Origin of the sequence: Flavobacterium sp. (assembly GCF_044368995.1) — a bacterium.
In the GTDB taxonomy this organism is placed as follows: Bacteria; Bacteroidota; Bacteroidia; order Flavobacteriales; family Flavobacteriaceae; genus Flavobacterium.
This window is the reverse complement of sequence record NZ_JBIPMS010000060.1, coordinates 1-10221: the sequence shown is the minus strand read 5'-3', so window position 1 is coordinate 10221 and position 10221 is coordinate 1. Positions and strand designations below refer to the sequence as shown.

The 10221-nt window shown below is 33.5% G+C and carries 13 protein-coding genes; 5 read left to right on the top strand and 8 right to left on the bottom strand.

Annotated elements, in window-relative coordinates; all coding sequences use genetic code 11:
- Positions 1 to 559 (bottom strand): NAD(P)H-binding protein (locus ACIQ2I_RS05715; RefSeq protein WP_396181474.1); only part of this gene is annotated, 559 nt, incomplete at its 3' end.
- 1 nt (position 560) lies between these two features.
- Positions 561 to 905 carry a hypothetical protein gene (locus ACIQ2I_RS05710; protein ID WP_396181473.1) on the bottom strand — a complete coding sequence of 115 codons (345 nt, stop codon included), beginning with the start codon at positions 903 to 905 and terminating at the stop codon, positions 561 to 563.
- A 230-nt stretch (positions 906 to 1135) separates the two neighbouring features.
- Here ACIQ2I_RS05710 and ACIQ2I_RS05705 point away from each other — a divergent pair, with 230 nt between their 5' ends.
- The 3 genes from ACIQ2I_RS05705 (at position 1136) to ACIQ2I_RS05695 (ending at position 2328) form a co-directional block, all read left to right on the top strand.
- A complete protein-coding gene (locus ACIQ2I_RS05705) occupies positions 1136 to 1456 on the top strand; it encodes a single-stranded DNA-binding protein (protein WP_396181472.1) in 321 nt (106 codons plus the stop codon).
- 102 nt (positions 1457 to 1558) lie between these two features.
- Entirely contained in the window at positions 1559 to 1882 is a 324-nt protein-coding gene (locus ACIQ2I_RS05700) for a single-stranded DNA-binding protein (protein ID WP_396181471.1), read from the top strand.
- An 8-nt stretch (positions 1883 to 1890) separates the two neighbouring features.
- Complete coding sequence (locus ACIQ2I_RS05695) at positions 1891 to 2328, top strand: HRDC domain-containing protein (protein WP_396181470.1); 438 nt, start codon at positions 1891 to 1893, stop codon at positions 2326 to 2328.
- A gap of 38 nt (positions 2329 to 2366) precedes the next feature.
- On the opposite strand, the gene ACIQ2I_RS05690 is transcribed toward ACIQ2I_RS05695, so the two are convergent.
- The 3 genes from ACIQ2I_RS05690 to metG are packed head-to-tail and all read right to left on the bottom strand — an operon-like array spanning position 2367 to position 5734.
- The gene (locus tag ACIQ2I_RS05690) at positions 2367 to 2990 is read right to left on the bottom strand and encodes a CatA-like O-acetyltransferase (protein ID WP_396181469.1); all 624 of its coding nucleotides are present in this window, start codon (positions 2988 to 2990) and stop codon (positions 2367 to 2369) included.
- Positions 2990 to 3673 (bottom strand): HAD family hydrolase, encoded by a 684-nt coding sequence (locus ACIQ2I_RS05685; protein ID WP_396181468.1) that lies wholly within the window; start codon positions 3671 to 3673, stop codon positions 2990 to 2992. The genes ACIQ2I_RS05690 and ACIQ2I_RS05685 overlap by 1 nt, the downstream gene beginning before the upstream one ends.
- 3 nt (positions 3674 to 3676) lie before the next feature.
- Positions 3677 to 5734, bottom strand: a complete 2058-nt coding sequence (metG, locus tag ACIQ2I_RS05680; RefSeq protein ID WP_396181467.1) for a methionine--tRNA ligase — start codon at positions 5732 to 5734, stop codon at positions 3677 to 3679.
- 97 nt (positions 5735 to 5831) lie between these two features.
- On the opposite strand from metG, the gene ACIQ2I_RS05675 reads away from it, so the two are divergent.
- Positions 5832 to 6731 (top strand): LD-carboxypeptidase, encoded by a 900-nt coding sequence (locus ACIQ2I_RS05675; protein WP_396181466.1) that lies wholly within the window; start codon positions 5832 to 5834, stop codon positions 6729 to 6731.
- Between the two features lie 67 nt (positions 6732 to 6798).
- Entirely contained in the window at positions 6799 to 7164 is a 366-nt protein-coding gene (locus tag ACIQ2I_RS05670; RefSeq protein ID WP_396181465.1) for a YraN family protein, read from the top strand.
- Positions 7165 to 7336: 172 nt separating this feature from the next.
- Here the strand turns inward: ACIQ2I_RS05670 and accC are convergent, their stop codons facing one another.
- The 3 genes from accC to ACIQ2I_RS05655 all read right to left on the bottom strand — a co-directional run.
- Positions 7337 to 8689: an acetyl-CoA carboxylase biotin carboxylase subunit gene (gene accC / locus ACIQ2I_RS05665; protein ID WP_396181464.1), complete on the bottom strand. Its 1353-nt coding sequence runs from the start codon at positions 8687 to 8689 to the stop codon at positions 7337 to 7339.
- A 100-nt stretch (positions 8690 to 8789) separates the two neighbouring features.
- Positions 8790 to 9269: an acetyl-CoA carboxylase biotin carboxyl carrier protein gene (gene accB / locus ACIQ2I_RS05660; RefSeq protein WP_396181463.1), complete on the bottom strand. Its 480-nt coding sequence runs from the start codon at positions 9267 to 9269 to the stop codon at positions 8790 to 8792.
- Between the two features lie 32 nt (positions 9270 to 9301).
- The coding region (locus ACIQ2I_RS05655) for a beta-ketoacyl-ACP synthase III (RefSeq protein ID WP_396181462.1) at positions 9302 to 10221 on the bottom strand (920 nt) is incomplete at its 5' end.

The window sequence follows — 10221 nt, the reverse complement described above, 5'->3', positions numbered from 1 at the left end:
CCGGATTAGCAATATTCGTTTTCCCGGCTAACATATTTATAGGATTTCGGTCTTCGCCAATTAAACCGCCAAAACGTATTATTGTGGTTTGAAAATTAGAATTATTTCGCAATAAATTTTCGACTTCCACCAACTGTTTTCCGCTTTCTGTATCGGGATGTAAAATAGTTTCTTCCGTAACAGTTGAAATAGAAGCAGTGTCAGCATAAACGGAAGTAGAACTAATAAAAAGCACTTTTTTTATGGTTGAATTTTCAATAAAAGGAATCAAATTTTTGATTTTATTTACAAACGTTTTCTCTGAAGTTGCTTCTGTAGTTTTTCTTAACCCAGGTGGAATATTAATAATTAGAATTTCAGAATTGTATAAAAATTCAGTTACAGAATCACTAATTTTATTTTCAGAAAGTCTTAATAAAAAAGGTTCTATGTTATTAGATTTTAAAAGGGCTAATTTATTTTCAGAAGTGGTAGACCCTTTTACTTCACAACTAATTTCAATTAATTTTTTAGCTAATGGCAAACCCAGCCAACCGCAACCTAATATTGATACTTTCATTTTATTTTTTTACTAATACATAGCCTTCATTTTCCACCGCTAAATAACCTTGGTCGTACACAAAACAATAAATATTACCATTTTTTGTAGTATAAATAGAAGTTATTAATTCAAAATCAAAACCTCTGCTACTTAATTTATTTTTTGTGGTTTTGGTTTTTTCATCGGGATTTAATTCGGTTAAAATTCTATAATTTTTGCGCAATTTATTATTAATGTTACGCATCAAATTAGTTTGATCTTTATTCATTTTATTGTTGTAGGCGTTTCGGCATCCATCGCTGCAGAATTTTTTATCTTCTCTTCCTACAATTTTATCTTGACATTCTAAACAAGTTTTATTCATAACAATTTCTTTTGAGGACCAATAAAAGTAATAAAAAAATATAAATATTGAATGTTTTCAAATTTTTTATTTTTCGATTACAAACGACAACAAACATTTACAACCGATTTTAAATGAATATTAACCGAATAACCTTTTTTTCTTGCCACATCTTTGCACTGTCGAAATGAAACAACGAGTTCAATCGAAAGCAAATTTTAATTAACATAAACATTTAAATTTTAAACACCATGAAAAACAGAGTACAATTAATCGGACATGTAGGTCAAGAACCAGAAATTAAAAACTTAGAATCTGGAAAAGTAGCCAATTTTACCATCGCTACAAATGAAAATTACACCAACGCTAAAGGTGAAAAAGTAGAACAAACCGAGTGGCACCGAGTTACTGCTTGGGGGAAAACAGCAGAAATTGCGGAAAAATTAATTGCTAAAGGGTCTCACCTGGCCATAGAGGGAAAATTAACGCACAGAAGCTATGATGACAAAGAAGGAAACAAACGTTTTATCACAGAAGTGGTTGCTAACGAATTGGTATTGTTAAGCAAATAAAAATCACATTTCATTACTTAGATTTTTTAAATCATTTAAATTTCTTAAATCTGAGTTCCAAAAAAAAAATCAATTAACAAAAACAAATAAATTTTATACGCCATGAAAAATTCAGTACAATTAATCGGAAATGTTGGTCAAGAACCAGAAATCAAAAACCTTGAAGGAGGAAAAAAACTAGCAAATATTTCAATTGCTACAAATGAAGTGTATTATCGTGAAAACGGTGATAAAGTAGAACAAACGCAATGGCACCGAGTTACAGCTTGGGGCAAAACAGCAGAAATTATTGAAAGATTTGTAACCAAAGGCAAGGAAATTGCCATAGAAGGCAAACTAACACACAGAAGCTACGATGATAAAAATGGCGACAAACGTTATATTACTGAAGTAGTTGCTAATGAAATTTTATTAATAAGTAAATAATTTTCGTGATGCAAGTTAGTGTATTTTCAATCCGAATAGATCCTGCATTTTTGGAGTTGGATCAAAAAAAGTTAAATAAATTTTTAAAAACGGTAATATTCAAAAAATCCAGCACACAACTTATTGAAAGTGGGGAATTCCATTGGTCTGTTATTGTTCATTATGAAAACGAAGTTCAAAATAAACCAGAACAATTAGAACGAAAGTCTTACGATGATTTACTTCCAAAAGACAAACAAGTTTACAGTAACTTAAACCAATGGAGAAATGAAAAATCCGAACAACTAAATCAGAAGAAATTTATGATTTGCCACAATTCTGAGCTAATAGATTTGGCACAATATAAGCCAAGTAATTTAGACGAATTACAACAAATTAAAGGTTTTGGTAAACAAAAAGCAGATAAATTTGGTGAAGATATTTTAGCGATTTTAAATGCTGTTTAAATTTTGAAGGATAGGAAGAGTGCTTTTTAGTACTCTTCTTATTCATTCATTAAACGTTCAAATTCTTCAAAAAACAAACCTAAATGGTGTCCGTCTATTAATCCGTGATGCACGTGAACAGCCATTGGGATTTTTTTTACACCCTTTTCATCTGTCATTTTCCCAAAAGAAAATTTCGGACAACTATCAGGCATTGAAAAACTTCTAGAATGAGAAATAGAGGTGAAATTTATCCAAGGTAAAGCCGAAAAATGAATGATATTTTCATGGTATTCTTTTGTAAAAAGGCCGGGGGTGTTTTGAACTCTAGTCGCTTCATTATTAAAATTAGATTCAAAATTCCTCAGATTTTCATCGTATTCAATTTCTGAAAAACCAAACGTTTTATCGTCACGTAAAATAGTAGCTGACGCATTAATTGTTTCATACAGATACACTTTATCATCTTCTATTCGGTACCTAAAATTTTCAATTTTATTTACGGCAACTATAGTTTTATGTAAATAATATACAAAAAAACTAACACCAAGTTCTTTTGATTTATGATAGGCTTTTGTGCAATCAAATTGGATAGTGGTTCCAAAAAAAGGTTCCTCAAATTTGTTGAAAAACTTAAAATGTTCGGCTCGGTTCCAGGTGGCAATGTGAAGCTCTTTTTTCATTATAAAATATCAAAAAGTTCCGATAAATTTGTAATCGTATTGAAGTTTTTGTGTTCAATTTCAAAGTCAATTTTTTCGTATTCCCAAGTCGTATGATACGGAACATGAATAGCGTGACCACCCAAATTCAAAACAGGTAAGACATCTGATTTCAAGGAATTGCCAATCATTAAAAAATCTTCGGGATGGCAATCTAAGCGGCCTAACATTTTTTGGTAATCCACTTCGGTTTTATCGCTCATCACTTCAATATGGTGAAAAAAAGCACCAATTCCTGAATCATGTAATTTACGATGTTGGTCTTTTAAATCGCCTTTTGTGGCTACTACCAATTTATATTTTCCTTTTAATTGTTCTAAAACTTCGGTAATATTTGGAAGTAATTCTACTGGTTTTTGTAATAAATCCTTTCCAATAGTAATTATTTTTTCGATCCCGCTTCCAGAAATTGTATGGTTGGTTAATTCCAAAGCGGTTTCAATCATAGAAAGTGTAAATGCCTTAATTCCAAATCCATACAAAGATAAATTTGCAATTTGATGATTTAAAATCAACCCCAATATTTCATGCTTTGAGGCATAATCTTGAAACAACACACAAAAACGTTCTTGTGCCTCATCGAAATAAGGTTCGTTGTGCCAAAGGGTGTCGTCTGCGTCAAATGCGATTACTTTTGGGTTCATATTTTAAGATATCATCGCGCCATTAATCACCCCTTCTGCATCCGGATTTACAAAAACCAATTTGCCTTCTGCGTTATTAGTTAATAACAACATGCCTTCGCTTTCCACCCCACGTAAAGCTCTTGGGGCTAAGTTTACCAAAATAGTTACGCGTTTTCCAATGACTTCTTCAGGGGTAAAATGCTCTGCAATTCCAGAAACGATCGTTCTTACGTCTATTCCCGTATCTACTTTTAAGACTAACAGTTTGTTTGCTTTTGGCATTTTTTCAGCTTCGATGATGGTTCCGATTCGTAAATCTACTTTGGCAAAATCTTCAAATGTGATGATTTCTTTTTGCGATTCAGCTTTTGTATTTTCCACTTTATTTGCGGTTTTAGTTGCTTCTAATTTATCTAGTTGTTTTTGAATTTCGGCATCTTCAATTTGGGCAAACAAAATCTCAGCTTGACCAATTTGATGTCCGGGTTTTGTCAAATTCCAGTTTTCAAATTCTAAATTCCAATTATTGACTTCAATATCTAATATGTTGCACAATTTAGTAGAAGTGAATGGCAAAAATGGTTCAGAAAGTATCGCTAAAGCGGATGCGATTTGCAGCGCTACATACATTTGAGTTTGTACTCTTGCCGGATTTTCCTTAATCATTTTCCAAGGTTCTTCGTCGGCTAAATATTTATTTCCTAAACGGGCTACGTTCATTAATTCGCCTAACGCTTCTCTGAATCGGTAACGTTCAATCGAACTTGATATTACCGCTGGATAGGCTTTTAATTCCGCTAAAGTATGTAAATCAACTTCTGAATATTCATTTGGCGTTGGAACAATTCCGTTGTAATATTTATCGGTTAACACCACAACACGATTGATGAAATTCCCAAAAATTGCAGCCAATTCATTATTGTTTCTGGCTTGAAAATCTTTCCAAGTAAAGTCGTTGTCTTTTGTTTCGGGAGCGTTAGCTGTTAAAGCATAACGCAATGCATCTTGTTTTTCAGGAAAGTCTTGTAAATATTCGTGCAACCAAACCGCCCAATTTTTTGAAGTAGACAATTTATTCCCTTCTAAATTCAAGAATTCATTTGCAGGAACATTATCTGGTAAAATATAACTTCCATCCGCTTTTAACATCGCAGGAAAAATAATACAATGGAATACTATATTGTCTTTCCCAATGAAATGGACCAATTTTGTATCGGCATCTTTCCAATATGGCTCCCAATCTTTTCCTTCACGAGCCGCCCATTCTTTGGTTGCCGAAATGTAACCAATAGGTGCATCAAACCAAACGTATAATTTTTTTCCTTCGGCACCTGCAACAGGCACATCAATTCCCCAATCTAAATCACGTGTTACAGCTCTTGGCTCTAAACCGCCGTCAATCCATGATTTTACTTGTCCGTATACATTTGGTTTCCAGTCGTTTTTATGACCTTCTAAAATCCATTCTCTTAAAAAAGATTCGTACCGATTTAAAGGTAAAAACCAGTGTTTGGTTGATTTTAAAATCGGAGTATCACCTGTAATTGTCGATTTCGGATTGATTAAATCGGTAGCATTTAAAGTCGAACCACATTTTTCACATTGGTCGCCATAGGCTTCTGGGTTATCGCATTTTGGACAAGTTCCAGTCACAAAACGATCAGCCAAAAACTGGTCGGCTTTTGCATCGTATAATTGGTCGGTAATTTCTTCAATGAAATCGCCTTTATCGTATAATTTTTTAAAAAATTCAGATGCCGTTTTATGGTGAATTTCAGAGGAAGTTCTAGAATAATTGTCAAAAGAAATTCCAAAATCTAAAAAAGATTGACGAATGATTGCGTCATATTTATCAATTACTTGTTGCGGCGTGATGCCTTCTTTCTTCGCTTTCATTGAAATCGCAACACCATGCTCATCGCTTCCGCAGATAAAAGCCACATCTCTTCCTTGTAATCGTAAATATCTTGCATATATATCTGAAGGCACATATACACCCGCTAAATGCCCAATGTGAATGGGTCCATTTGTGTAGGGAAGCGCTGCTGTAATTGTATATCTTTTTGGATTTTTTAACATATTGTCATTAAATTTGATACAAAAATAATTCATTTAAGAGGAATAGACGAATTTTTCTGTTCAAATTCCTTATTTTTGAGTTCAAATTGAATTTTAAATGAATATACCACCATTTTTAAAGACGGGAGATACCGTAGCTCTTGTTTGTACAGCGAGGAAATTTTTTCCCGAAGACGCCAAACCAGCTATTGATTTACTAGAATCTTGGGGGCTAAATGTTAAATTAGGAGCTACAATTGGCTTAGACAATTTTCAATTAGGCGGCACAGATACCGAACGAACAGCTGATTTTCAAACTCAATTAGATGATGAAAACGTAAAGGCCATTTGGTGCGCTCGAGGTGGATATGGAACTGTTAGAATTATAGATTCGTTGGATTTTTCAAATTTCAAAAAACAGCCAAAATGGATTATGGGTTTTTCGGATGTGACTGTTTTACATAGTCAATTAAATTTGGAGCGGGTGGCGTCTTTGCATTCCATTATGCCATTTACAGTGCCAAATGCACCTGAAGAAGTAAAAGAAACCTTGCGAAAAGCGCTTTTTGGAGAAACGATTTCCTATTCAATTCCTTCCAAAAGTTATGATGTAAAAGGAACCGCTTCGGGCGAATTGGTTGGAGGAAACATTTCTATTTTGTACAGTTTATTAGGTTCAAAATCAGCAATTGATACGAAAGATAAAATTCTTTTTATTGAAGATTTAGACGAATATTTATATCATATTGATAGAATGCTGTACAATTTAAAACGCAACGGTTATTTTGAACATGTTAAAGGAATTATAGTAGGAAGTATGACCGACATGCATGACAATGAAATTCCATTTGGGCAAAATGAAGTGCAAATTATTACCGAAATAGCTAAAGAATATCAAATTCCAATTGCTTTTCAATTTCCTGCAGGTCATCAATCGGATAATCGCACCTTAATTTTAGGAAAACAAGTGGATTTTGAAGTAAATGAAAAAGAAATCAAATTAAAATTTATTAAATAACAATATAAAAATCCCAAATCCCAATCTTGAAACTTATTTTTGGAATTTTAATCTTGGAATTTTAACTATGGCACAACACAACGACTTAGGAAAAACTGGCGAAGATTTTGCAGTAAATTTTTTAGAAAAAAACGGCTATGAAATTTTAGAAACCAATTGGATGTTTCAAAAAGCAGAAGTAGATATTATTGCTTTGAAAGACGGAGTTTTGGCAGTGGTTGAAGTGAAAACCAGGAGCAGTATTGATTTAGGATTGCCTCAAGATTTCGTAAAACCAAAAAAAATTCAACTGCTGGTAAAAGCCATAAATGAATATGTAATTGTCAATGATTTGGATGTTGAAGTACGATTTGATATTATTGCTATTCATGCAAAAGGGACAATATTTGATATTGAACATTTAGAGGCAGCTTTTTATTATTTCAACAATTAGTTATAATAATAAAATTTGGATGTATATATTTGTGTTTAAAATTTGAAAAATTGATAAGTAAAAACAAAAATTTATCTTCTATCACTGTAAATTAACTCACGAAAATCAAATAGATTTACCGTAATAAAAGATTTTAAAAAAATAAGCTAGTCTCAATTGACTAGCCTATTTTTTATTCTTCTATTTTCGCATCCATTACCCAAGTGTCCATAAAGGCCGTGGTGTAGTTTCCAGAAACATAATCTGGATGATCCATTAATTGTCTGTGGAATGGAATGGTGGTTTTAATGCCTTCAATATGAAATTCGTCTAAAGCACGTTTCATTTTATTTATAGCTTCTTGTCTGGTTTGCGCCGTTGTAATTAACTTTGCAATCATCGAATCATAATTTGGTGGAATCGTATAACCAGCGTATACATGAGTATCTAAACGAACACCGTGTCCGCCTGGCGAATGTAATACTGTAATTTTTCCTGGTGAAGGACGGAAGTCGTTGTAGGGATCTTCTGCATTAATCCTGCATTCGATAGCGTGTAATTGAGGAAAATAGTTTTTACCAGAAATTGGAATTCCAGCAGCCACCATAATTTGTTCTCTAATTAAATCGTAATCTACAACTTGTTCTGTGATTGGATGTTCTACCTGAATACGGGTATTCATTTCCATGAAGTAGAAATTTCTATGTTTGTCAACTAAGAATTCCACCGTTCCAGCGCCTTCGTATTTTATATATTCTGCTGCTTTTACGGCCGCAGTTCCCATAGCTTCGCGTAATTCATCTGTCATAAACGGAGAAGGTGTTTCTTCCGTTAATTTTTGATGACGACGTTGCACAGAGCAATCTCTTTCCGATAAGTGACAGGCTTTACCATAAGCATCACCCACAACTTGAATTTCAATATGTCTTGGTTCTTCAATTAATTTTTCAAGGTACATGCCATCATTTCCAAAAGCGGCCGCAGATTCTTGTCTTGCGCTTTCCCATGCTTTTAATAAATCTTCTTGTTTCCATACGGCACGCATTCCTTTTCCACCACCACCAGCAGTTGCTTTTAACATGACTGGGTAGCCAAATTCTGCAGCTAATTTTTCAGCTTGTTCGTAAGATTCTAAAATACCAACTGAACCTGGGACACATGGTACACCAGCTTCAATCATTGTGGATTTAGCGGAAGCTTTATCACCCATTCTGTCAATCATTTCAGGCGAAGCGCCAATAAATTTGATGTTGTGTTCTTGGCAAATCTTCGAAAATTTAGCATTTTCTGAAAGGAAACCATAACCAGGATGAATAGCATCAGCATTAGTAATTTCAGCTGCAGCGATAATGTTAGACATTTTCAAGTAAGATAAATTACTTGGCGGCGGTCCGATACAAACGGCTTCGTCAGCAAATTTAACGTGTAAACTTTCGGCATCAGCAGTAGAATAAACAGCTACTGTTTTAATTCCCATTTCTCTACAAGTACGAATAACACGTAAAGCAATTTCACCTCTATTGGCAATTAATATTTTTTTAAACATATCTTTTTTTTAAAAATTCAATAAACAAATTCCAAATTCCAAAACCTAAAAATAAACTTTTTTTGGAATTTGGAATTTAAAATATTGGAATTTAAAATAACTATGATGGATCAACTAAAAATAAAGGTTGGTCAAATTCAACTGGTGAAGAATCGTCAACTAATATTTTTACAATTTTACCTGAAATTTCAGATTCAATTTCGTTGAACAATTTCATGGCTTCTACTACACAAACCACATCACCTTTACTAATAGTACTTCCCACTTCAACAAACATTGGTTTGTCTGGAGCAGACTTTCTGTATAATGTACCAATCATTGGAGATTTAATTGTAATGTATTTAGAATTGTCTTCTACATTAGCGTTCACTGGTGCAGCAACTGCAGGAGCAGCTGCAACTGGAGCAGCTTGCTGAACAGCTTGTTGTACGGGCGCTTGTTGCACATAGGTAATATCATGAGAATTACCTTCTAATGTAGTTCTAATTGTAATTTTTACATCGCCCGTTTCTAACTTTACTTCTGCTACTCCAGAATTAGATACAAATTTGATTAGGTTTTGAATTTCTTTTAAATCCATAATTAAGTTGTTTTAGTTATAGTTTGTTGTTCTTAATACGCCCATTTTAAATAGATAGATCCCCATGTGAATCCACCACCAAATGCAGCAAAAATTAAATTATCTCCTTTTTTAAATTTATCTTCAAAATCTGCTAAAAGTAAAGGTAGTGTAGCAGAAGTGGTATTTCCGTATCGGTGAATGTTGACTAACACTTTAGATTCATCTACATTCATTCTATTTGCTGTGGCGTCAATAATTCTTTTGTTGGCTTGATGCGCAATTAACCAATTAACGTCATCGTGTGTTAAGTTATTGCGTTGCATGATTTTTTCACTTACATCTGCCATACCTGAAACAGCATGTTTAAATACTGTTTTTCCATCTTGGAATACAAAATGTTGTTTGTTTTTTAACGTTTCTTCAGATGGAGGTAAAATAGAACCACCTGCTTCAATTTTTAAAAAATCTCTTCCAATTCCGTCTGATTTTAAAATTTCGTCTTGAATTCCTAATCCTTCAAAATTAGGCTCAAACAAGGCCGCACCGGCGCCATCACCAAAAATGATGCATGTAGCACGATCAGTATAATCAATTATAGACGACATTTTATCGGCGCCTATAAGTAATACTTTTTTATATTTTCCAGATTGAATGTAAGCTGAAGCGGTTGACATACCAAAAAGAAATCCTGAACAAGCAGCTTGTAAGTCGAATGCAAATGCATTTGTGGCTCCAATTTGTGTGGCTACATATACTCCAGTTGCCGCTACAGGCAAATCTGGTGTGGTAGTTGCCATAATTACCAAGTCAATATCTTTTGGATCTAGTTTTGCTTTTTCTATAAGGTTTTGAGCGGCTTTAATGGCAAGGTAAGAAGTTCCTTCACCGTCTAATTTTAAAAGTCTTCTCTCTTTTATTCCGGTTCTTGATGTTATCCATTCATCATTGGTATCAACCAAAGTTTCTAGAA

Bases quoted from the DNA above. Each gene is read 5' to 3' on its own strand.
- metG (WP_396181467.1), bottom strand. From the start codon at position 5,734: ATGTTAAAAAATCCAAAAAGATATACAATTACAGCAGCGCTTCCCTAC.
- ACIQ2I_RS05670 (WP_396181465.1), top strand. From the start codon at position 6,799: ATGGCACAACACAACGACTTAGGAAAAACTGGCGAAGATTTTGCAGTA.
- ACIQ2I_RS05705 (WP_396181472.1), top strand. From the start codon at position 1,136: ATGAAAAACAGAGTACAATTAATCGGACATGTAGGTCAAGAACCAGAA.
- accC (WP_396181464.1), bottom strand. From the start codon at position 8,689: ATGTTTAAAAAAATATTAATTGCCAATAGAGGTGAAATTGCTTTACGT.
- accB (WP_396181463.1), bottom strand. From the start codon at position 9,269: ATGGATTTAAAAGAAATTCAAAACCTAATCAAATTTGTATCTAATTCT.
- ACIQ2I_RS05685 (WP_396181468.1), bottom strand. From the start codon at position 3,673: ATGAACCCAAAAGTAATCGCATTTGACGCAGACGACACCCTTTGGCAC.
- ACIQ2I_RS05675 (WP_396181466.1), top strand. From the start codon at position 5,832: ATGAATATACCACCATTTTTAAAGACGGGAGATACCGTAGCTCTTGTT.
- ACIQ2I_RS05700 (WP_396181471.1), top strand. From the start codon at position 1,559: ATGAAAAATTCAGTACAATTAATCGGAAATGTTGGTCAAGAACCAGAA.
- ACIQ2I_RS05690 (WP_396181469.1), bottom strand. From the start codon at position 2,990: ATGAAAAAAGAGCTTCACATTGCCACCTGGAACCGAGCCGAACATTTT.
- ACIQ2I_RS05710 (WP_396181473.1), bottom strand. From the start codon at position 905: ATGAATAAAACTTGTTTAGAATGTCAAGATAAAATTGTAGGAAGAGAA.
- ACIQ2I_RS05695 (WP_396181470.1), top strand. From the start codon at position 1,891: ATGCAAGTTAGTGTATTTTCAATCCGAATAGATCCTGCATTTTTGGAG.